Origin of the sequence: Virgibacillus dakarensis (assembly GCF_900155625.1) — a bacterium.
Lineage (GTDB): Bacteria > Bacillota > Bacilli > Bacillales > Amphibacillaceae > Lentibacillus_C > Lentibacillus_C populi.
In genome coordinates, this window is record NZ_LT732553.1 from 1,669,600 (window position 1) to 1,691,673 (window position 22,074).

General features: G+C 40.7%; 22 protein-coding genes. 3 read left to right on the forward strand and 19 right to left on the reverse strand.

Features of this window, described 5'->3' with window-relative positions; all coding sequences use genetic code 11:
- Positions 1 to 22: 22 nt before the first annotated feature.
- From dtd to CZ382_RS08500, 7 genes are all read right to left on the reverse strand, one after another.
- The gene (gene dtd / locus CZ382_RS08470) at positions 23 to 469 is read right to left on the reverse strand and encodes a D-aminoacyl-tRNA deacylase (RefSeq protein ID WP_088050742.1); all 447 of its coding nucleotides are present in this window, start codon (positions 467 to 469) and stop codon (positions 23 to 25) included.
- 12 nt (positions 470 to 481) lie between these two features.
- Positions 482 to 2,683, reverse strand: a complete 2,202-nt coding sequence (locus tag CZ382_RS08475) for a RelA/SpoT family protein (RefSeq protein ID WP_088051015.1) — start codon at positions 2,681 to 2,683, stop codon at positions 482 to 484.
- Positions 2,684 to 3,027: 344 nt separating this feature from the next.
- On the reverse strand, positions 3,028 to 3,540 hold the full coding sequence (locus CZ382_RS08480; protein ID WP_088050743.1) for an adenine phosphoribosyltransferase: 513 nt from the start codon (positions 3,538 to 3,540) through the stop codon (positions 3,028 to 3,030).
- Positions 3,530 to 5,857, reverse strand: coding sequence for a single-stranded-DNA-specific exonuclease RecJ (gene recJ, locus CZ382_RS08485; protein WP_088050744.1), 2,328 nt, complete (start codon positions 5,855 to 5,857; stop codon positions 3,530 to 3,532). The genes CZ382_RS08480 and recJ overlap by 11 nt, the downstream gene beginning before the upstream one ends.
- 57 nt (positions 5,858 to 5,914) lie before the next feature.
- Positions 5,915 to 6,262, reverse strand: coding sequence for a LapA family protein (locus CZ382_RS08490; protein WP_088050745.1), 348 nt, complete (start codon positions 6,260 to 6,262; stop codon positions 5,915 to 5,917).
- A gap of 114 nt (positions 6,263 to 6,376) precedes the next feature.
- Positions 6,377 to 8,653 carry a protein translocase subunit SecDF gene (gene secDF / locus CZ382_RS08495; protein ID WP_088050746.1) on the reverse strand — a complete coding sequence of 759 codons (2,277 nt, stop codon included), beginning with the start codon at positions 8,651 to 8,653 and terminating at the stop codon, positions 6,377 to 6,379.
- A gap of 50 nt (positions 8,654 to 8,703) precedes the next feature.
- Entirely contained in the window at positions 8,704 to 9,012 is a 309-nt protein-coding gene (locus tag CZ382_RS08500) for a post-transcriptional regulator (protein WP_088050747.1), read from the reverse strand.
- A gap of 197 nt (positions 9,013 to 9,209) precedes the next feature.
- Between CZ382_RS08500 and spoVB the strand changes: the two genes are divergently transcribed.
- The gene (gene spoVB / locus CZ382_RS08505; protein WP_088050748.1) at positions 9,210 to 10,754 is read left to right on the forward strand and encodes a stage V sporulation protein B; all 1,545 of its coding nucleotides are present in this window, start codon (positions 9,210 to 9,212) and stop codon (positions 10,752 to 10,754) included.
- 127 nt (positions 10,755 to 10,881) lie between these two features.
- Here spoVB and CZ382_RS08510 read toward each other — a convergent pair whose 3' ends face one another.
- Complete coding sequence (locus tag CZ382_RS08510; protein ID WP_088050749.1) at positions 10,882 to 12,183, reverse strand: ArsB/NhaD family transporter; 1,302 nt, start codon at positions 12,181 to 12,183, stop codon at positions 10,882 to 10,884.
- 126 nt (positions 12,184 to 12,309) lie between these two features.
- On the opposite strand from CZ382_RS08510, the gene CZ382_RS08515 reads away from it, so the two are divergent.
- Positions 12,310 to 12,690: a TIGR04086 family membrane protein gene (locus tag CZ382_RS08515; protein ID WP_088050750.1), complete on the forward strand. Its 381-nt coding sequence runs from the start codon at positions 12,310 to 12,312 to the stop codon at positions 12,688 to 12,690.
- Positions 12,671 to 12,844 (forward strand): hypothetical protein, encoded by a 174-nt coding sequence (locus CZ382_RS23700; protein ID WP_159457776.1) that lies wholly within the window; start codon positions 12,671 to 12,673, stop codon positions 12,842 to 12,844. Before CZ382_RS08515 ends, CZ382_RS23700 begins: the two co-directional genes overlap by 20 nt.
- A 57-nt stretch (positions 12,845 to 12,901) precedes the next feature.
- On the opposite strand, the gene yajC is transcribed toward CZ382_RS23700, so the two are convergent.
- From yajC to safA, 11 genes are all read right to left on the reverse strand, one after another.
- A complete protein-coding gene (gene yajC, locus CZ382_RS08520) occupies positions 12,902 to 13,159 on the reverse strand; it encodes a preprotein translocase subunit YajC (RefSeq protein WP_088050751.1) in 258 nt (85 codons plus the stop codon).
- A gap of 19 nt (positions 13,160 to 13,178) precedes the next feature.
- Positions 13,179 to 14,318, reverse strand: coding sequence for a tRNA guanosine(34) transglycosylase Tgt (gene tgt / locus CZ382_RS08525; protein ID WP_088050752.1), 1,140 nt, complete (start codon positions 14,316 to 14,318; stop codon positions 13,179 to 13,181).
- A gap of 98 nt (positions 14,319 to 14,416) precedes the next feature.
- A complete protein-coding gene (gene queA / locus CZ382_RS08530) occupies positions 14,417 to 15,442 on the reverse strand; it encodes a tRNA preQ1(34) S-adenosylmethionine ribosyltransferase-isomerase QueA (protein WP_088050753.1) in 1,026 nt (341 codons plus the stop codon).
- Between the two features lie 229 nt (positions 15,443 to 15,671).
- The gene (locus tag CZ382_RS08535; RefSeq protein WP_088050754.1) at positions 15,672 to 15,869 is read right to left on the reverse strand and encodes a DUF2905 domain-containing protein; all 198 of its coding nucleotides are present in this window, start codon (positions 15,867 to 15,869) and stop codon (positions 15,672 to 15,674) included.
- Positions 15,866 to 16,870, reverse strand: a complete 1,005-nt coding sequence (ruvB, locus tag CZ382_RS08540) for a Holliday junction branch migration DNA helicase RuvB (RefSeq protein WP_088050755.1) — start codon at positions 16,868 to 16,870, stop codon at positions 15,866 to 15,868. The genes CZ382_RS08535 and ruvB overlap by 4 nt, the downstream gene beginning before the upstream one ends.
- A gap of 13 nt (positions 16,871 to 16,883) precedes the next feature.
- Positions 16,884 to 17,486 (reverse strand): Holliday junction branch migration protein RuvA, encoded by a 603-nt coding sequence (ruvA, locus tag CZ382_RS08545; protein WP_088050756.1) that lies wholly within the window; start codon positions 17,484 to 17,486, stop codon positions 16,884 to 16,886.
- Between the two features lie 117 nt (positions 17,487 to 17,603).
- Complete coding sequence (locus tag CZ382_RS08550; protein WP_088050757.1) at positions 17,604 to 18,335, reverse strand: YebC/PmpR family DNA-binding transcriptional regulator; 732 nt, start codon at positions 18,333 to 18,335, stop codon at positions 17,604 to 17,606.
- 192 nt (positions 18,336 to 18,527) lie between these two features.
- Positions 18,528 to 19,073 (reverse strand): YhcN/YlaJ family sporulation lipoprotein, encoded by a 546-nt coding sequence (locus CZ382_RS08555; protein WP_088050758.1) that lies wholly within the window; start codon positions 19,071 to 19,073, stop codon positions 18,528 to 18,530.
- 116 nt (positions 19,074 to 19,189) lie between these two features.
- Entirely contained in the window at positions 19,190 to 19,942 is a 753-nt protein-coding gene (gene nadE, locus CZ382_RS08560) for an NAD(+) synthase (protein ID WP_088051016.1), read from the reverse strand.
- A 34-nt stretch (positions 19,943 to 19,976) separates the two neighbouring features.
- The gene (locus CZ382_RS08565; protein ID WP_159457777.1) at positions 19,977 to 20,936 is read right to left on the reverse strand and encodes a phosphotransferase; all 960 of its coding nucleotides are present in this window, start codon (positions 20,934 to 20,936) and stop codon (positions 19,977 to 19,979) included.
- A complete protein-coding gene (gene safA / locus CZ382_RS08570) occupies positions 20,929 to 21,942 on the reverse strand; it encodes a SafA/ExsA family spore coat assembly protein (RefSeq protein ID WP_088050760.1) in 1,014 nt (337 codons plus the stop codon). Before safA ends, CZ382_RS08565 begins: the two co-directional genes overlap by 8 nt.
- Positions 21,943 to 22,074: the final 132 nt, after the last annotated feature.

A 22,074-nucleotide genomic window follows, 5' to 3' on the forward strand; every position in this document is an offset into this window, starting at 1 on the left:
ACGGGAACTTCTTCCTTTACGCTTATTTATCCTTACTATCCACTATAATTGTAACCGGGCCAACATTGGTTAACGTTATATCCATCATTGCACCGAATTTTCCTGAAGCGACTGTAATGCCTTGCTGTGTTACCAGTTCATTAAAATATTGATATAAATTATCTGCTGCATCAGGTTTTGCTGCCTGGAGAAAATTCGGCCTTCTTCCTTTTCTTGTATCACCATACAAGGTAAATTGCGATATGGACAACAAACTGCCACCAACGTCCTTCAATGAAAAATTCATTTTTTCATCTTTATCCTCAAAAATACGCAAATTGACAATTTTGTTAACCAAATATGCTGCATCAGCTTCTGTATCCTCATGGGCGACCCCAAGCAGTACAACCAAACCATGGTCAATTTCACCGATTATTTCTCCATTTACAGTTACATTTGCATCACGTGCCCGCTGAACAACAGCTTTCATGATAAAACCCCTTTACTGCAAAGTTCGCGTTACGGTATAAACATCTTTAATTTGTTTAATTCGTTCCACGATTTTTCGTAAATGACTCGTATTGTGAATGAGTATTGTTATATTAATGATTGCCATTTTATTTCGATCCGATCTTCCGTTCACCTGGGTAATATTCGTCTTTGTTTCATTTACCGCCTGTAATACCTCATTTAATAGTCCTCTTCTGTCATAACCGGATATTTCAAGATCAACATGGTATTGTTTTCTTTCTGTCTGGTTATTTTCCCATTCCACTTCTAAATAACGCTGCTTCGCTTCTTCTGTTTGTACATTTGGGCAGTCAGCACGATGAACCGAGACACCACGCCCCTTGGTAATATAGCCAACGATTCGATCACCTGGAACAGGGTTGCAGCATTTGGATAAACGAACTAACAGATTGTCAACCCCTTCTACCTTTACGCCGGAATCACGCTTATGTGACTTTTTCTCATTCACTTCCGTCTTTACTTCTTCAAGCGTTTGCGCAAGTTCCTGTTCCTTTTGCTGCGTTCTTCTGATTTTATCTGTTAGACGTGTTGCTATTAAGGCTGCTGTTATCCCTTGATAACCAACTGCAGCGTACATATCATCTTCGTTTGTAAAATTAAATTTTTCGAAAACACGCTGTAAATTTTCCTGTGTTAACACGTCCTTAGGTGCAAACGACAATGCCCTAATCTCTTTATCAACCAATTCCTTCCCTTTGGCAATATTTTCTTCACGACGCTGTTTTTTAAAAAACTGTTTAATTTTATTTTTTGCTTGTGATGTTTGTGTAACGTTCAGCCAATCTGGTGATGGACCATACGAATGCTTCGAGGTCATCATTTCAATAATGTCACCATTTTTGAGCTTATAATCAAGTGGTTCCATTTTTCCGTTAATTTTTGCACCAATCGTCTGATTACCGATTTCTGTATGAATTTTATACGCAAAATCAAGTGGAACAGACCCGGACGGCAATTCGATTACATCACCTTTCGGGGTAAAAACATACACCATATCGGAGAACAAATCGACCTTTAAGGATTCCATAAATTCTTCGGCGTCATGCGTTTCATTTTGCCACTCCAGAATTTCCCTGAACCATGTCAATTTTTCCTCAAACGACCGCTTATCCTTATTTACTTGCTTACCTTCTTTATAAGCCCAATGGGCAGCGATTCCATATTCAGCAATGTCATGCATCTCTTTTGTCCGGATTTGCACTTCAAGCGGATCACCTTTTGGGCCAATTACTGTTGTATGCAGGGATTGATAAAGGTTTGGCTTGGGCATGGCGATATAGTCTTTAAACCTGCCCGGCATCGGCTTCCAGCACGTGTGAATGATTCCGAGTACTGCATAGCAATCCTTAATGCTGTGCACAATAATCCGAACAGCAAGTAAATCGTATATCTCATTAAATTGTTTGTTTTGCTTTACCATTTTTCGGTAAATACTGTACAAATGCTTCGGTCTTCCGGAGATGTCTGCTTTGATGTTTACTTCCTCCAGCTGTCCATTTACCTCGTCCATGACCTCTTTAATATAGGTTTCACGCTGTTCTCTTTTCTGCTTCATTAATTGAACAATCCGGTAATACTGCTGTGGATTTAAGTACCGTAATGCTGTATCCTCTAATTCCCACTTAATGGTTGAAATCCCTAAACGGTGTGCGAGCGGCGCAAAAATCTCCAATGTCTCATTTGAAATCCGCCGCTGTTTTTCCGGTCTTAAATGCTTTAATGTCCGCATATTGTGCAGACGGTCAGCAAGCTTTATTAAAATAACACGTATATCCTTCGCCATCGCTACGAACATTTTACGGTGATTTTCTGCTTGTATAGCCTCTTGTGACTTATATTTGATTTTACCCAGCTTCGTTACACCATCAACGAGCATTGCTACTTCATGATTAAATTGTTCCTCGATTTGCTCTAGCGTAACATCTGTATCCTCCACGACATCATGCAAAAATCCACCGGCGATTGTTTCCGGGTCCATTTCAAGATCCACCAATATCCCGGCAACCTGAACCGGATGAATAATATAAGGCTCACCAGATTTCCGGTACTGATCACGGTGTGCCTCATATGCAAATTCATATGCGCGGCGAATAAACGCAGTATCGTCTTCAGTCAGATACTGTTCTGCCTTGTCTATCACATCTTCAACTGTCATAATCGCTTCCTTTGCCATGTAATCACCTTTATTCGCTGCTTTAGAATTCAGTAGATAAGCTTTTTTATAGTAAACACACATAAAACTGAAACATCGTATAACACTATACCAGAACAGGCTGCGCCCAGCTCTAGCACCAAGTTACCAGTGGACAACGCCCGCCCGTAGGATAAGTCAAATCGGTTCGCTTTTACCTTTGTACTAGTATCGAAAATTTTAGTACAATTGTAAAGAAAAAACCTCTAAACCGCCAGTTTATTTCGACTGCTATCCAATTCCTAATTATATTATAAATAATAGGCCTGACGAGCATTTCCTCCATCGTCAGACCCTTGATCATATTTTCCCTGAGTACTCGCCAATCAATATTGCATCAATGTCAATACATCATAACCGTTTAATTTTTCCCGGCCGTTTAAATAAGAAAGTTCGATTAAAAATGCACACCCGGCAACAATTCCGCCAAGCTCTTCTACCAATTTTATCGTTGCCTCTATTGTACCACCTGTGGCAAGTAAATCATCGGTAATTAATACACGCTGTCCAGGTTTAATCGCATCCTTATGAATCGTCAGAACATTTTTGCCGTATTCCAGTCCGTAATCAACTTTGATCACTTCCCTTGGAAGTTTGCCTTCTTTACGTACGGGTGCAAACCCGATTTCCAGTGCATATGAAACAGGACAGCCAATGATGAACCCCCGCGCTTCCGGCCCAACAATAATATCGATATCCTTTGCTCTGGCGTAATCAACAATCTCGTCAACTGCAGATTTAAATGCTTTGCCATTATCCATCAGTGGGGTAATATCTTTAAATTGTACTCCCTCTTTTGGCCAGTCCTCAACTATTTTAATATAGTTTTTATATTCCATGGGTTACTTCTTCCTCCTTGGGTACTTCCACATCTGCCATACAAAATGAAAACCATTTTTTTAACACTTTATAATTGGAGTAATATAATGTCTTTTCAATATCAGCTTGTCTTAATCGCTTCTGGTAAACCTTGGAATCCCGTAAATCACTTTTTACTGGGGTTGGATTATAATCGATAACACCATTATCTATTTTAACAAATCCCAATTCAAAAAACACCTTTGACATAAAAACGATCCGATCTTTCGTCCACCCTCTTGCGCGCATAAGCATTTCCAGTTCCCCGTTCAAATCAATAGTCTTCCGTTTTAAAATTTGTGCATAAAACCATTTAAAATCGTCCCTTGAGGGGAACACCTGCATATACATGCTGTTTTCTACGTTGAAACATGCATGTATTGTTGCCGGTTTTGTTTTTTTGATCAGGTCTTCCAGCTTTCCTAAATCGGGTGGCAAATCAAAAATAAACAAGGATGATACTTTGTCCAATGCTGCAAAATCCATGTCATACGTAACTATCCCGAGATCTTTTGGAATTCGTTCGGTAATCTGCCGGCAAACTGCATAATCAACTTCCGGATTTGAATCATATAGCGTTAAATCCAGCTGCTTCTTCCCACGATGATCAAACAATTGCCATTCATCAATTCTTAAGTCCCGGATAACCATTTGCGGTTTTCTCATCCCGTTCCATTCATTAATTCCGATTTCCCCCACAAGAGATACATTTGCCTGCTGGGAAATCTTCGGATACAAATCACCTAACCCAAAGCCAATGCCATCAAGCTGACACGTGTCCTCCCTAAAGTGCAATTTTAAATGCTTCTTGTTATTACCAAGCTGGCGTATTTCTGCAGGGACTTGTTTGATATGAAAAATTGGCTTTGGATTTGCCATGCCAAATGGCGCCAATTGCTCCAGTTCATTCACTAAGGACTCGGTCGCTTCCGATATTTTCAGTGTTTTGCTGATGACAATTTCCTGTTTAAAATCCTCAGCGGTTAACTGCTGGTGGATTAATTCATTTAAATGCTTTTTAAGGTCGTGAAGATTGTGCAGTGGCAATGTCATACCCGCTGCTTGCGCATGTCCACCGAAATGCGTAAATAGTTCCCTGATCCGCATGCAATTTTTAAACAGGTCAAAAGCTGGAATACTTCGTGCGGAACCTTTGATCCTTTCTTCCTCCGGATGAATAGCAAGCACGATTGCAGGCCGGTCATATTTTTGTACAAGTCTTGATGCAACAATCCCCAGGACTCCTTCATTCCAACCTTCCCTTGCAACGACAATCACACCACTTTGATCTGCTGGTTGTACCATGCCTTCTGCTTCTTTTACAATATCGGCGACAATTTGCTGGCGCTGCCGATTTAACTGCTCTACCATTTCGGCTAATTCTTCGGCTTCCTCCTGGTCATCCGTCAGTAAAAGCTGGACCGCTAAATCAGCATCCTGAAGCCGGCCAACCGCGTTTAAGCGAGGGCCAATCAGAAACCCGATATCTTCTTCAGTAACGGTTCCTTCTATTTTACACCATTTTTTCAATGCTTTTAGCCCTTGACGATTTGTTGTCGTGAGTTTTCTAAGCCCATAATAGGCAAGGATACGATTTTCGTTAACTAACGGTACGAGATCGGCAATGGTGCCAATCGCGACCAAATCCAATAACTGCTCGGGAAAATAACCTAGTAATTGTTCAGCAAATTTAAAAGCGACCCCAACTCCTGCAAGCTCCTGGAACAGATAATCAGGTGAACATTTTGGATGAATAATAGCAAAAGCATCCGGTAATTGCTCCTGCGGTTCATGGTGATCAGTGATAATCAAATCAAGTCCAAGCTCTTTTGCTATGTTCGCTTCATGTACAGCTGCTATTCCGTTATCAACGGTAATGATCAACCGGAATCCATCTTCATATGCTTTCCTGAAAGCAGCTTCATTCGGTCCATACCCTTCCGTAAACCGGTTCGGAATATAATAATCACAAGCAGCACCAAGCTTCCGTAATGCTATTAATAGAACAGTAGTAGAGCTCACGCCATCCGCATCATAATCCCCATAAATAAGAATCTTTTCATTTTGTTCAATTGCCTTATGTACACGTAAAGAAGCCTTTTCAATTGATGCCAGGTGATGCGGACTATGTAAATTTGTCAGGCTGGGCGATAAAAATTCCCTTGCCTGATTTGCCGTTGTTATTCCTCGTTGTAATAGCAGTTCTTTCGTAACAGGAGATAATTGTATGGTATCGTCCATCCATTGTAAAGATTCGTTATTTGTTGCAAACTTCCATTTTGCCTTACTTTGTAACATAAATTCACCCCTGACTCACCTATTATACACAAATAGCGGCAGGGGTCGCAATTAGAATTATTTTGTCGATTGATTTTTTCCGTCTGCTTCGTTACGTTTACCATTGCCATTCGTATGTAGAGGAAATTGATCTGCCAACCCATGTTTTTTTAGTAAGTTGCTCATTTCTTCGTTTTCCGTTTTTAGCAGACGGATTTCCCGCTGCAAACGAAACATTCGGACAACTCCAGCAGCAGCGGTGATGATTCCACCCATCAGGACAGAAAACAAAATCACTAAAATAAGTGGTGATTCACCTGACCAGAACAAGTAATTCACTTCAACCACATCAACATTTGTTACCGCAAATACAGCAACAATAATAACAAAAATAATAGCAAAAATAACATACGTTTGACTACGCATTACAACCCCTCCTTCCAATATCATTCCCCTAATCCTGTCATAAAGACCCCCTTGTTACCAGTTTGTGTAACAAGGGGGTCTTTTTATCACTAATCTTCCCTGAAACGGCATTTCTTAAACTTGTGGTCCTTCTGTACGTTTCTTCTTCGCAAATACTACAGGTTTTTTCTTGATCATTTTGCCGCGCCAGACTAACCAAAGCTGGGACGCCAGGAAGATGGATGAATAGGTTCCCATAGTCAGACCGACCGCTAAAGCAATTGCAAATCCTCTTATCGATTCAGCACCTAAAAACAGGAAGGCCAGAACGGCAATCATCGTCGTTAAGGAAGTATTAATACTGCGAGTTAGTGTTTGCACCAAACTCCGATTGACAATTTTAGCGAGTTCCTTAACTGATTTGACTGGTTTTCTTCTCCTCTGCAAGTTCTCCCTGATCCGGTCAAACGTTACAATTGTATCGTTAATGGAATACCCAATAACGGTCAGAACAGCAGCAACAATCGTAACATCAAACTCAATCCTCGTAAAACTGAAGACAGCCAATATAAAGAACGCATCATGAATCAACGCAATAATCGCTGTGATCGCAAAGAAAAACTCAAACCGGAATGCGACATAAATGATCATGCCAATAGAGGCAATTCCAAGTGCGTACAAGGCATTTTTAACAAGCTCCTGCCCAACAATTGGTGACACAACACTTACACTAGGTTCAACTCCATATTTCTCATTAAAGAATGCTTTCAGGTCCGCGATTTTATCTTCATTTATTACTGAATCATAGCGAATCACCGCAACATTTTTATTATCACCTGAAAGAACAGGTTCAGCGTTTGGCTTTATCCCTAATTCATCTAAATCCTGAACGATTTCATCTGCATTCAAACTATCGTCGGCCATAATTTGTATCCTTGATCCACTGGTGAAATCAATTCCCGGATTCAATTGAAAAATCGCAAGTGAGATGGCACCAAGAATGACCATAATGATGGATGCAGTAAAAAACTTTTTCCGATGTTTTACAATGTCGACCTCATGATGAAACAGTGTCGGTTCCACTTCTGTTTTATCCCTGATATCGCGAATGTCCTGCTTTTTCACACCAAACCAGCCTGGTCGGTTTTTCAGTAATTTCGCCTTGATCCATAATTGTAATAACAGTCTCGAACCGTAAACAGCCGTAAGGAAGCTGATTACGATACTTAGAATCAGCATCGTCGCAAAACCTTTAATCGAACTTGTACCAAATACGAATAAAACAGCAGCCGCTAATATCGTTGTTATATTGGCATCGATAATCGCCCGTAAGGAATTACTTGTCCCTGCCTTAAATGCCGCTTGAAGCGACTTGCCCTCACGCAGCTCTTCCTTGAATCGTTCAAATGTAATGACGTTCGCATCGACCGCCATCCCGACACCAAGGATTAATGCGGCAATACCCGGTAATGTCAGAACACCATGCATCAGTTCAAAGCATAATAAAATCAGGTAAATGTAAATACTTAAATTGATCGCTGCAATTAAGCCTGGAAAACGATAGACAACGATCATAAACAAAAAGATAATGCCAATACCGATGATGCCGGCAAGAATAGTTTTATTCAGCGCTTGTTCCCCGAATTGAGCGCCTACAGACGTTGAGTATTTTTCCGTTAAATTAACGGGGAGTGACCCGGAATTAATAATATCCGCTAACCGCTGCGCTGATTCAGCTGTAAAGTTGCCTGTGATCATTACATTGGATGTATTAAGTGTTTCTGATACCTGTGGTGCGGAGATATATTTTGGCTCATCCTTTTTTGTCTCCTCGGCAAATGAATCCCCTTCCTGATAGTCCATCCAAATAACAAGCAAATTATCATCATATGGTGTATCCGGGTCATTCATTTGTTTAATTTCACTTGTTACTTTGCCGAATTTGGACGCATCCTTCAAAGATAACGTTACAATTGGCTGTTTCGTATCCGGATGGAAGTCTTGTTTGGCACTTCCTTCCTTTACATCTGCCCCGTTTAACAATTCATTATCGTTAACATCACGAAATGATAGACGTGCGGATGTAGACAGCATTTCTCTCGCTTCTGTCTGATTTTGTACACCTGCAAGCTGAACTCTGATGCGATTCGGCTCTTCAATATCAATGTTCGCTTCACTAATACCTAGCCGGTCAACACGTTCAGTTAATGTACGTACCGTTGCTTCCAGTGCATCCCGGTCAATCTTCTGGCTCTTATCCACCGGTTTAACGTCATATAAAACTTCGAAACCGCCTTGCAGATCCAGGCCTAAATTAATATTTTTTGTGATTCCGGTAATCGTTGTCCCAATCAATCCTGCGAATAGTAATACGATTAGAAAAAAGGCAACGATCCTGCCTCTACTTTTCATCTACCAAATTGCCTCCCTTTTATAGCGGTAAAACGTTCTTTCAAACCTTGTTATTGATCCGTTCTTTCCGCTTCACTGCCTCCGGTTAACGCGGCAATTGATGCCATCAAATCATCATCCTGATAAGCGTGAAGCGTTAAATAACTCATATACATATTTGCTGCAAGATGAAAAATATCCTGTGCTACCTCGTATAATCGTTTTGAGGGATTCCCTTTCCAGACTTTCTGGACTAAGCAATTCCAAATATCATCGTTTGTCGCCTGTGCATACCCCAACAGCTTAAATTCACTTGTTTTACTGTCCAAAGCCGGTTTCATCATAGGCTTCCATTCTTCAACATTTCGTAAAGTTTCCAAGCCCCAACCTCCTGTTTACCCTTCAGGATTTATTATTATTCTACACCATTACCGTATCAAACACTATGTATGACTCCCCATCTCCCTGGTTTCCTCGTAAAATGTTAAATTCGCTTTCTTGTCATGCTTGGCCAACTCGATAGCATATATATCATTGTATACGAAATTTTATTTTTTGAGAAGGCAGGTCGTACGAAATGACCAAACAATCATTTCTGCAAGGGACATTAATATTGATTATCGCCGGCATGATAACCCGTTTTCTCGGCTTTATAAATCGCATGGTGCTCGCACGATTCATGGGCGAAGAAGGTGTTGGTCTGTATATGATGGCATTGCCGACACTTTTTCTGGTTATGACATTGACACAATTAGGTTTGCCAGTCGCTATATCAAAACGTGTTGCGGAAGCGGAAGCGCGAAATGATCGGGTTAAAGTCAAAAAAATTCTCACTGTATCGTTAATTGTTACCGCGATATCAAGCGTTATCTTTACAACTGCTATGATTATTTCCGCTCCCTTTATTTCATCATTAACGGATAAACGGACACTTTATCCTTTATTGGCAATCAGTCCGATTATCCCGATTACGGCAATTTCAGCAGTGCTCAAAGGATATTTTCAAGGAAAACAAAACATGAAACCGCAAAGCTTTACACTGGTAATCGAACAAGTTGTACGGATCACAAGTGTTGCCTTCTTTGTCAAATTGCTTCTCCCTTATGGTATCGAATATGCCGCAGCTGGTGCAATGTTCAGTGTTATTCTTGGTGAATTTATCTCGTTACTCGTGTTAATTCAAATTTTCAAGCGAAAAAAAACGGTGAAAATTCGCTATCGGTTTTTCAAGTATTTAAAAGCAAGCAAAGATACACTTAAAGAATTGTTTTCAATTGCCTTGCCTAGTACAGGCAGTCGTTTAATTGGTTCATTTTCCAATTTTTTAGAACCAATTTTGGTTGCGCAAAGCTTGGCGATTGCCGGAATTTCAAGCAATTTGGCAACAAAACAATATGGAGAACTGACCGGCTTTGCCCTTCCATTATTATTTTTGCCAACATTTATTACAAATTCCTTATCTATCGCCTTGGTCCCGTCAATATCAGAGGCAGAAGCGAATAAACATAACCGGTTAATTCATTATCGGATTCATCAATCCATTCGCATATCATTTGCCTCCGGAGCCCTTGCAACAATTGTCCTGACCCTTTTTTCCGTACCGATTTTAACATATATGTATGGGACAGGGAATGCAAGTAAATTTTTAGTACTCATGGCGCCATTTTACTTATTGCTTTACATTCAAGCCCCGCTTCAGGCGGCATTACAAGCATTGGATTTAGCGAGACCTGCAATGTGGAACAGTTTAATTGGCGCCATCTGCAAATTTACTGTACTCATTTTATTGGCATCAAATCCAAACTTTGGAATCATGGGTGTTGCCTTGGCAATGGTTGTCAGTGTAGTTTTAGTTACACTGCTGCACTTAGCCTCACTAAGAAAGGCAATACGTTTTACAATCCCACTGAAAGACCTTGTTAAAATGATCTTATTGCTTGTCATCACATGGGTTATTGGTGACTTTTTTAAGAACATATATGGTTTAATGGAGTCAAATATTTTTGGTTTGCTTTCTATCTTCATTATCTTAACATGTATCTATATTGTCCTGTTATTTGTTTTAAGGTTTATTACCAAGGAGGAACTGAAACAGATTCCGTTCCTTCAGAAATGGGTTTAAATCACCCCTCAGTGTTCCGGTGAAGAGATAATAAAAAACCTGCCACTTCAGAGGGTCAAAAGTCAGAGGTCTGGGATCAGATTTGATTTCTGACTTCTGACCTCTGACATCTGAAATAGCCGGTTTCTTAAAATGCTTGTCCCATATATGGAATTAAATAACGGATATAAATGTAGATAGATGAAATAACCAACGAGAATAATACGAACGGGATTCCGTAAAGCAGAAAGCGGATAAATGGAATTTTTTCCTTTGCCCCCTCCGCGAGTCCCGCTACGACCACATTAGCAGAAGCACCAACAAGTGTGGCATTCCCCCCTAAGCAGGCTCCTAAAGCCAGTGACCACCAAATCGGGTCAAGATACACCAACCCATAACTCTCAAACTCACGTATAACCGGAATCATTGCGGCAACAAACGGAATATTATCCACAATACCAGAGAACAGGCCGGAAACCCACAATATTAAAAGTGCCGTTTTGGAAAAGTCCCCCTCCGTCGTCACGATGATCGCTTTAGCTAGCTCGTCAATAATTCCAACCTCCTGCAATCCGCCAACAAGTGTAAACAGGCCAATAAAAAAAAGCAATGTTACCCATTCCACTTTTTTGAAAACTTGTTCGGCAGAAATTTCGTTTTCGGTTAACAGCAGCAATAAAATGGCACCAGATAAAGCAACCGCTGTTAACTCAATATGCAAAAGAGACTGAAACAAAAAACCTGTAATGGTTAGACCTAATACAACAATCGATTTATACAGCATTGGTGTTTTGATCAATTGTTCCGCAGCATCAATTTCCATTAGTTTTTTTTCATTTGCTTTGTCATGTTGTAATGTGCGGCGGAAGAGAAGCACAATGGCGAGTAACATGACTAAAAAAACAATCAAAGCTACCGGTGCCAAATGCTGTAAAAACGATAAAAATGTCAAATGATCTACTGCCTGTCCGATCATTATATTAGGAGGGTCACCGATCATAGTAGCTGTACCACCTATATTGGAACTAAAAATGATTGCCAGTAGATATGGAAACGAAGGGAGGTTTAACAACCTGGTTATCTTTAAGATAATCGGTACAAAAATTAGGACAGTCGTAACATTGTCCAATAGCGCAGATCCGACAGCGGTTAACACACTTGCCCCAATCAGTAATGGAATCGGTGCACCTTTTACCCGCTGGGCGAAACGAATCGCAATAAAGGAAAATAGTCCAGTCTTCTCCGTTATCGAGATCAGCACCATCATCGAAAACAACAGTGCAATCGTATTCCAATCGATATAATTCATAAAAACATCGTCCGCTGTATAAATACCCGATAACAATAATAAGACACCGCCAAATAAGGCAACGATAGCACGATTCAATTTCTCCGTCATTATTAAAATATAACTGACAATAAAAATAAGTGATGCGAGTATGACATTCATTTGACACTTCCCCCATACACGATTCATTTCTCCTAAAAATATATGCCAGAGAAAAGAAAAATATTTTCAGTCTATTTTTTTATTCCATGAATAGAATGACAGTAACTGGACAAGGGGGTAAACGTCGTGAAAAAACAACAATTTATTGCTTTACTGTATGGCTGGATTGTAATACTCGGACTTATTCTGGTCACAAGTTTTATTTTGGGACTACTGCTAAGATTTACCGGTATGAATGAAAACACATTATCCTGGGTAACATTAGTAGTCGGTTTACTAGCATTATTTACTGGTGGAATTGTTGCCGGGGCAAAGGGAAAACAAAAAGGCTGGGTAATCGGCTCTGTGACCGGACTCGGTTTTACACTTTTCACGTTTCTGGTTCAATATTTGGGGTACGAACAAACTTTTTCGCTAGAGCAGTCACTTCACCATTTAGGATTTATTGCAGCAGCCCTTTTTGGTGGGGTAATCGGGGTGAACATGGTTGTTGCAGATGAAAAATAGGCGAATGCTCCCATTTATGTTTGGTGCGGATGCGATTCTGCAATCATTAAATAGTTTACTAATTTCTGGCAAAAAGCAAAAAGCGCTGACGGATTTCGCAGCGCTTTTCCTCTTTTATACTGCTATGTATAAAGATTGGTGGCCTAAGCAATAGACTCGGCAGATATACCTATTCAACAATAGTCCATTGCTCATCCAACTGAAAAAATGTCTAACTTTTAACTTCACGAATTGCTGAACGGTCAAATGACAGTTTTGTACCATCACCCGCTTCAATCACAACGATGTTTTCATCAATCTGGTGAATCGAACCATGGAAACCGCCAATTGTTACAATACTATCTCCCTTTTTCAAATCAGACTGCATTTGTCTTACTTGTTTTTGCCGCTTTTGCTGTGGACGGATAAGCAAGAAATAGAAGATAACAAACATTAAAATAATTGGTGACAATTGTATAAGCATGTCCATTTATGGATTCCTCCCTTCCTTAAAAGTTTTTTGCATTCGGTTGATTAAAACCATATTGATCAAAGAATGCTTCCTTAAAGTCGCCAAGTCGATCTTCACGTATCGCTTTTCGTACTTTCTCCATTAATTCTAACAGAAAATATAAATTATGGTAAGTAGTAAGTCTAAATCCAAATGTTTCATTGCATTTTATTAAGTGACGGATATAGCTTCGTGTGTAATTTTGACACACATAACAGTCGCACTGGTCATCAATCGGCCCAAAATCACGGGCATATGCAGCATTTCGAACGACAAGTCTGCCGGCTGATGTCATGCATGTCCCATTCCGGGCAATTCTTGTTGGCAATACACAATCAAACATATCAATCCCACGTATTGCACCATCGATTAATGAATCTGGTGACCCTACTCCCATTAAGTACCTTGGCTTCGTACTCGGCATGAGCGGTGTTGTATATTCAAGCATCCGATTCATCACTTCTTTCGGTTCACCAACCGAAAGACCGCCGATCGCATATCCTGGAAAATCCAATGACGCCAAATCCTCAGCACTTTGTTTACGTAAATCTTCAAACTCACCGCCTTGAATGATGCCAAATAGCCCTTGATCATTTTTTCGGTTATGTGCTTCCAAGCAGCGTTCAGCCCAGCGTGATGTCCGCTCGACAGATGCCTTCATGTAGTCATGTGTTGCCGGATATGGCGGGCACTCATCAAAAGCCATCATAATATCGGAACCAAGCGCGTTTTGAATCTGCATTGATTTTTCCGGAGAAAGAAATAGCTTTTCGCCATTTAAATGGTTGCGGAAATGAACACCCTCTTCCTTTATCTCACGCATGTCACTTAAACTGAAAACCTGGAACCCGCCTGAATCAGTAAGAATGGCCTTATCCCAGTTCATAAACGCATGAAGCCCGCCAGCGTCCCGAATAATATCCTCACCTGGTCTTAGCCACAAATGATACGTATTGGAAAGAATAATTTTCGCATTCATTTCCGTTAATTCTTCGGGGCTCATGGTTTTTACCGTCGCCAGTGTCCCAACCGGCATAAACATTGGTGTATCAAATGAACCGTGCGGGGTATGCACCTTACCAAGCCTAGCACCGGTCTGTTTACATGTTTTTATTAATTCATATGTTATTGCTGTCATTATATTCGTCCTTCACAAATAGTTTATGTTCAAAAAGTTGCCAAATGGGAAACAAGTAAGCGCCCGAGTTCGCTTTTGGTGACTTTTTGAACATCCTCCTAAATAATTAACATCGCATCGCCAAAACTAAAAAAACGATATCGTTCCTTTACAGCCTCATGATACGCCTGCATAATTGTTACCCGATCTGCTAAAGCACTTACCATCATAATTAGCGTCGACTTTGGCAAATGAAAGTTGGTAATGAGTCCATCAATTGCCCGAAACTGATATGGTGGATAAATAAAAATATCGGTCCAGCCGCTCGCCTCCTGGAATTTACCGTGGTCACGGACAATCGTTTCCAGTGTTCTCGTTGATGTGGTACCAACCGAGATAATCCGGCCATTATTTTCTTTTACGTTTGTCAATGTTGCAGCTGTTTCTTTTGTCATGTGATAAAACTCGGAATGCATTTTATGCTCATCGATTTTTTCAACACTCACGGGCCGAAATGTACCTAATCCAACATGTAATGTAATAAAGGCAATAGTAACACCCATTTCCCTGATCTCGTCCAAAAGCTCATTGGTAAAATGCAGACCTGCCGTCGGTGCCGCCGCGGAACCTTCCTCTTTTGCATATACCGTTTGATACCGTTCCTTTTCCGGCAATTGTTCTTTTATATAGGGTGGCAGTGGCATTTCACCAAGTTCATCCAAAACTTCATAAAAGATTCCATCGTATGCAAATTGTAAAATCCGGCCGCCATGCTCTAACGTATCCAAACACGTCGCCGTTAGTTTTCCATCACCGAAAATGAGCTTTGTTCCTGCTTTTACCTTTTTAGCTGGTTTAGCGAGCACTTCCCAGCTGTCCCCCTCCTGTTGGTGCAAAAGCAGGATTTCAATTTTAGCCCCGGTATCTTCTTTAATGCCATACAATCTGGCAGGCAGGACACGTGTATCATTTAAAACGAGACAGTCGCCTTTTCTCAGGTAGTCTTTAATATCGGTAAAATGCTTGTGTTCAATAGTTTTAGCGTCACGATTTAACACCAGCATCCTTGAAGCCGCCCGATCTTTCAACGGTGTTTGCGCGATTAGTTCTTCTGGTAAATCAAAATCAAAATCTTCAATGTTCATGGTGTATGAAGCTCCTTACTTGATAGATAAGAAAGTATATAAATCCAGGCTCTATTCTGCTCATACCAGAGTAGGCCACGTCCGGCTCCAGCACCCAGCGGCTAGTATACTTCCTTCACCTCCGTACGATAAGTCAACATCGACTTCCTCCGGTCGTCGTGTTTCCTTTATCTCCTACGGCTCAGTCCAGCATATACGCCGCTAACCGGGCGCTTACGCCTTTGTTCTCTTAACGAAATTTGCCCAACAGATAAAAAATAAGCGACAAAATAATACTAACGACAATCGATGTCATGATTGGGAAATGGAAGGAGAAATTTCCCCTTTTAAAACTAATGTCACCGGGAAGTTTTCCAATAAATGTCCAAATAATACCAATTAGAATAAACGCAATCCCTAAAATAATAAATAGTTTTCCCATATTCATTCGCTATCGTTTCCTTTTAATCCGAAATGCTGGTAGGCCTTCGGGGTTACTACTCTTCCTCTTGGTGTACGCTGAATAAAACCAATTTGTAATAAATACGGTTCATAGACATCTTCAATTGTTTGTGCCTCTTCGCCGATTGTTGCAGCAATCGTATCCAGCCCGACCGGACCACCCTGGAAGCCATCAATAATGCCTTTTAACAGTTTATGGTCGATATGATCGAGCCCAACATCATCAACTTGCAGCATCTGTAAAGCGAGATCCGTTGTTTCTAAACGAATTGCTTCTTCCCCTTTTACCTGGGAAATATCGCGAATTCGTTTTAGCAGCCTGTTGGCAATACGTGGTGTCCCCCGCGATCTTCTTGCCACCTCATTAGCTGCATCTTTGGTAATCATTGTTTCAAAAATATCAGCCGTCCGTTCGACAATCGCACATAAATCCTTGGTTTCATAGTATTCCAATCTGCTGAGTACCCCAAACCGGTCACGCAACGGTGCTGACAGGAGGCCAGAACGGGTTGTAGCCCCAACCAACGTAAAGGGCGGCAAATCAATGCGAACGGATCTTGCACTTGGTCCTGAACCAATCACGATATCAAGGAAAAAGTCCTCCATTGCCGGGTACAATACTTCCTCAACCGAACGTGGCAAACGATGAACCTCATCAATAAACAGCACATCCCCAGGTTCAAGTGACGAAAGAATAGCAGCAAGGTCACCCGCCCGTTCAATTGCCGGTCCTGATGTTGAGCGAAATTGTACTCCCATTTCATTGGCAATAATTGCCGCGAGGGTTGTTTTTCCTAAACCAGGTGGTCCATACAGCAGTACATGATCAAGTGGTTCTTCACGCATTTTTGCTGCCTGAATAAAAATACGCAAATTTTCTTTTACCTTCTGCTGACCAATATATTGATTTAATGTTGTGGGGCGAAGACTAAGCTCAACAGTCGAATCCTCCGCTTGTAACTCACCTGTTACCATTCGCTCATCCATTCTTTAGCCCCCCTTAACTTTTCACTAATAATCCTAATGCTTTACGAATGAGTTCATCTGTATTTTCTGTTTCTTCATTTCGCAGTTTTGGCATGATTGCTCTAATTTCCCGATCGGAATAGCCAAGTGCTTTCAATGCTTCCTGTGCATCCGTTAATCCCTTTCCCGTTGCTTCTATAACTTCCAACGTGGTTGGTTGTACTTCCAATGAAAGCATCGTTGTCAATTTTCCTTTTAAATCTAATATAACCTGTCTTGCGGTTTTTTTACCTATTCCCGGAAAACTTGTTAAAAATTTATCATCTTCACGCTCAACTGCTGCGACAAAGTCCCCAACATTTACCGAACTTAATATGGCAAGCGCCCCTTTAGGCCCGATACCTGACACTTGAAGCAGCTTTTGAAAAAGCGATTTTTCGTCCTGATTTTTAAACCCATACAATACTTGTGTATCCTCCCGAACATAATGATATGTATAAACAAATGCTTCCTTGTTTAGCAATGTCTGAAACACAAAAGGATTGGCACAGATTATTTCGTACCCAACCCCCTGAACATCCATTATAACAGAATCTTCATGAATAGATGCAACAATCCCCTTTATGTATGCGATCATTCGAATCTTCCCCTCCTGCAAGTCCTGACACTATTTTACCACATTCATACCCGTAAACAAAAAAACACCAACAGAGGGGAGTTCCCAATTGGTGTTTTTACTTGGAATCAGTAAACATTACTCTGATTCCTCTAAATTATGGTAGATGTCCTGAACGTCCTCATTATCCTCCAGCACATCTATCAAATTCAGCATTTTCTGTTCGTCATCAGCAGCTAACTTGCTGTATGTTTGGGGAATCAAGGTGATTTCAGCGTCCGCTAATTCGTAATCATTTTTACGCAAATGCTCACAAACGGCAGTAAAGTTTTCAGGTGAAGTATATATTTCATAGGCACCTTCTTCAACTACGATATCATCTGCCCCTGCTTCTATCGCTTCCAAAGTGATTTCATCTTCGCTAATAGAACCATCTTCATTTTCAATAACAATATAACCCTTACGATCAAACATGAACGAGACACTGCCATTTTCACCTAAATTGCCGCCATTCTTTTTAAAAGCGTGGCGGACTTCAGCAGCAGTACGGTTTTTGTTGTCTGTTAAAATATTTACGATAACAGCTACACCCCCAGGGCCGTAACCTTCATATGTGAATTCTTCATAGTTCGCTCCATCAAGTGAACCTGTTGCCTTTTTAATCGCACGATCGATATTATCATTCGGCATATTGTCAGCTTTTGCTTTATCTATAGTCAAGCGGAGTGTTGCATTTGTCGACGGATCCCCACCACCTGCTTTAGCAGCCATATAAATATCCTTTGCATGGCGCATGAAAATTTTTCCTTTTTTTGCATCCTGTGCATTTTTTCTGCGTTGTATATTTTTCCACTTAGAATGACCAGCCATAGGACATTCTCCTCTCTAGAAATTTCCTTCCTTACTATAACAAAAAATTCCTTATATATAAAGTAAAACTTCATTCAGTGGCGGGCTTCCACTGATGGTTAGTATTGTAATAGCTGGCTTTAGCTGGTGGATGTTTACTAGAAGTTAATATACGCAAAGTGATCAAAAAAACCTCTGCCTGTAAAGCAAAGGTTAATCATTTTCTCCCCCCGGTTGGTTTGCATGTCCATTGGTTGATCCTCGCGAGTTCATATTTTTTACACGATTCCAATGAATATCATCGGTATAAATGACAATTTCTTTATTCGGTTCAACTTTTTTAACTTCCTTAACAACCAGATCACGAACATTTTGGTCATGGTAATCGTTTAGCATTAAAGCTACAATAACTTTATCATCCGTGATGGCGATTTGCGCCTGTTTAATTTCCCGATAATTAATCAGCTGCTGGTAGATCTTATCCGATTCTTCATTTACAAAATTGTCGGTAAAATTACCTTGCTGACCATTTGAAGCATTCGTACCACTTTGATCACTTTGAGGATAACCGCCACGTTCGCCAATCGATTTATCCCGCTCACCTAATCGATCAGCATGTTCATTGTCGGTCTCATAGTGGATTGATTGGGGGTTTGGTGCATTATTTTGCGCGTTTTCATCATTATTTGTATTTACATTCGAACATCCAACTAACATCATGAAGCCAATACCTGCACTACTGATTGCACGAAGTTTCATAAAAGAACACCTCCTTACCAATTAGCTTGGATGAAAGAGGTGTTTTTAATCAGTTAAATTATCCCTTAGCAGGAAAAGCATGCATTCTCTTAAGCCTGTAGCACGGCCATTTCCAATTAGATACTTTCTTTATCAACCTGGAAATGCTCTGCACCGATCCGTTTATGTTCTGTCCGTTTATGAAGCCTTTCAATCGTTTCCTTATCTTTCTCCGGGATTTCCTGACCTCTCAAATAAGCATCGATGACCGCATAGCTTATACCCATTTCCGCTTCATCGGTTTGCCCTTCCCACAAGCCCGCACTTGGCTTCTTATTAACAACTTGTTCAGGTACACCAAGAAAACGTGCCATTTCCCTGACCTCCTGCTTCGTAAATTCAACTATTGGCAGGATGTCCACTCCACCATCTCCATATTTTGTAAAATAACCTGTATACCACTCGGCAGCGTTATCTGTCCCAACAACCAAATAGTTATAATTCGTCGCCAAGGTATATAATGTGCTCATCCGTAACCTGGCCCGCAAATTCGCATCCGCCATTGAATGATTTTTTTCCTGCCATTCTTTTTTATGTGTTACTTGTTGTTGAATGGTTTGAAAAAGTACATTGTGTGTTTCCGTCAGATCAACCGTCAGGGCATTAATACCACAGCTCTCAATTACATCTTTGGCATGCTCTATATCAGCAGAACTGCTTTTACAAGGCATGATTACTCCCAACGATTGATGTGGAACGGCCCGCTTTATTAAATGGGCAACAACCGCTGAATCAACTCCCCCGCTTACTCCAACCAGCAGCCCGTTTACACCTGTTTCTTTCACCTGTTGTTGTAACCACTGTACAATTTTGTCTACTGTTTCCTGCATCATGATCGCTCCTCCATTTAATATGCATTCATTTCTAAATTGATTTTAGCATTAATTTCGCTTTTTTAAAAAAGCTATGCCGCATAAGCCATTCTCTTTCCATCCTGGACAGGTAATGATAAACGGAATTAGCAGATCCCCGTTTTAGAAAATGGAGCCATTCCCGCAATACATCAGTTGGAACAAGGATAGCGTTGATCCATAATTTCAATTGCCGCTCACTCACCATCTGATATGCCAGCAATTTGTCAAAATCCCAATTCAAATAAGGTAAAAAGCGTTGACCTAATTGAATATAATCATAAAGCACAGGCGAGCGTGAAAGCAAATCGAAATCGATCATATAGACACTTGAATTACGAATAAAATTATGACTGGCAACATCACCATGTACCCATTCCATTTTTTCTTCTGCCCTTTGTTCTATTTCTCTCCAGGGCAACTGACTAACGAGTTCTAAATGCAGCTTTGTTGTTCGGACAATATCGCGAAATAATGTTTCAAAACCATATTTCAGAAAATGATGTTCCGTTTTTTTAAATGTTGAAAGCCTGCGGGACCAGCGAATATAAAAAAGCTGCTGCTTAATCGGATTTTGCACCGTAATTGATTTCGCATCCTGATGAAACTGGCGCAATGTAACCAAAGCTGCCTGGCGATCGTCTGCTGTCGCATAATTCAGCTTATCACCATCAATAAATGGAGCAAGCGTCCAGAAGTACTGGTTATGTTTTATATACTTTCTGCCGTTTGGAAAACGTACGAAAGGAACAACGACTGACGCAGGCAATTGCTCAAAAAAATCCCATTGCTGTTCCAGGATCTTTGGCTTAGCATGCTTTTTTAAAATATATTCCTCTTCTTTAGGGGTTTTTATCCGGAAAACATGTGATTTGACCGGCTTCATCTCCGTACAATCCAACCTGCCCTTTTGATATAAAAAAGAAGAGAAGCGATCAATTCGCATCTCGTCTCCTTGGTTAAGCTTATTCACCTGAAGATTCATCCTCGTCGGACCGGTAATCAAATTCGGAAAAATCGGGGTACCCTGGTGGTGCAGGAAATGGTTGATTGGTTGGAGTCATATGTGGTGGATACATTTGCCCGTAAGCTGGATTTTCTCCATAAGCTTGTTGTGGGTTAGGGTTAAATCCGTGATACGGCTGAAAATCGTTTGGGTACCCGCCATATGCAGGTGGCTGATTCATCTGATATCCTGGATAATGCTTCGGAAATGGTTTTTTATCCTTGCAGCCACAATCTTTTTCCCCTTTTGTCTGAACTGGTTTAACTGGCATCTCCATACTTGGTGACTCCATCATATGGCCATGATCATGATGATCGTGATGATGATAGGATGGATACGCCGCTGGATCATAATTCATTGGCTGGTGATATGGCATATGTCCCCCAGCAAAAGTTCCCATGACTGGAAAATAATCATGCGGCATTGGCGGATGGCACGGATGAACAACGTGACAGCACATTGGCACCATTGCTACTGGCTGCGGCATTGGTTGCGGCTGTGGCATTGGCTTTTCATGTTTTACCGGCTTTTCCTTTGGCTCCGGATAATGTGGCATTTCCGGAAAATTAATCGATGTGTAATTCTGCATTTCCTGTTCCATAATTGGCATTTGGATGATCGGTTGTATTTGATTTACGGATGCTTCCGGCTGCATTGGCATATGCGGTTGCATCGGCATTTGTGGCTGCATCGGTTTCTGTTTCTCCTTTACATCTTCCTTAATAACCGGCATTGGCTTTGGTGACATTTCTTTATATGGCTGATTGACCAGTGGTTTTTGTGTCTCTTTCGGTTTCATGCTTTCTTTTTGTACAGCCTTCGTTGAACCAGGTATTTTTATTTTCATACCCGGCATAATCATATCAGGGCTTGATAATTGTGGATTAAGCTGTTTTAACTCTTCAAAATCAGCGCCATATTTTTTGGCTAATTCCCACAATGTATCACCCTTTTGCACAACGTGAATTTTCAAGTTTAACCAAACTCCCTTCATTTAAAGTTACAATTGGGCTAATCACTCATTTACAACATATGCACGAAGTTTGGAAAAGTTGAAAACTAAATTAAAAACCGCCTATCATAATAGACGGTTTGATGGCAAACC

Bases quoted from the DNA above. Each gene is read 5' to 3' on its own strand.
- dtd (WP_088050742.1), bottom strand. From the start codon at position 469: ATGAAAGCTGTTGTTCAGCGGGCACGTGATGCAAATGTAACTGTAAAT.
- CZ382_RS08475 (WP_088051015.1), bottom strand. From the start codon at position 2,683: ATGGCAAAGGAAGCGATTATGACAGTTGAAGATGTGATAGACAAGGCA.
- CZ382_RS08480 (WP_088050743.1), bottom strand. From the start codon at position 3,540: ATGGAATATAAAAACTATATTAAAATAGTTGAGGACTGGCCAAAAGAG.
- recJ (WP_088050744.1), bottom strand. From the start codon at position 5,857: ATGTTACAAAGTAAGGCAAAATGGAAGTTTGCAACAAATAACGAATCT.
- CZ382_RS08490 (WP_088050745.1), bottom strand. From the start codon at position 6,262: ATGCGTAGTCAAACGTATGTTATTTTTGCTATTATTTTTGTTATTATT.
- secDF (WP_088050746.1), bottom strand. From the start codon at position 8,653: ATGAAAAGTAGAGGCAGGATCGTTGCCTTTTTTCTAATCGTATTACTA.
- spoVB (WP_088050748.1), top strand. From the start codon at position 9,210: ATGACCAAACAATCATTTCTGCAAGGGACATTAATATTGATTATCGCC.
- CZ382_RS08510 (WP_088050749.1), bottom strand. From the start codon at position 12,183: ATGAATGTCATACTCGCATCACTTATTTTTATTGTCAGTTATATTTTA.
- yajC (WP_088050751.1), bottom strand. From the start codon at position 13,159: ATGGACATGCTTATACAATTGTCACCAATTATTTTAATGTTTGTTATC.
- tgt (WP_088050752.1), bottom strand. From the start codon at position 14,318: ATGACAGCAATAACATATGAATTAATAAAAACATGTAAACAGACCGGT.
- queA (WP_088050753.1), bottom strand. From the start codon at position 15,442: ATGAACATTGAAGATTTTGATTTTGATTTACCAGAAGAACTAATCGCG.
- CZ382_RS08535 (WP_088050754.1), bottom strand. From the start codon at position 15,869: ATGAATATGGGAAAACTATTTATTATTTTAGGGATTGCGTTTATTCTA.
- ruvB (WP_088050755.1), bottom strand. From the start codon at position 16,870: ATGGATGAGCGAATGGTAACAGGTGAGTTACAAGCGGAGGATTCGACT.
- ruvA (WP_088050756.1), bottom strand. From the start codon at position 17,486: ATGATCGCATACATAAAGGGGATTGTTGCATCTATTCATGAAGATTCT.
- CZ382_RS08550 (WP_088050757.1), bottom strand. From the start codon at position 18,335: ATGGCTGGTCATTCTAAGTGGAAAAATATACAACGCAGAAAAAATGCA.
- CZ382_RS08555 (WP_088050758.1), bottom strand. From the start codon at position 19,073: ATGAAACTTCGTGCAATCAGTAGTGCAGGTATTGGCTTCATGATGTTA.
- nadE (WP_088051016.1), bottom strand. From the start codon at position 19,942: ATGCAGGAAACAGTAGACAAAATTGTACAGTGGTTACAACAACAGGTG.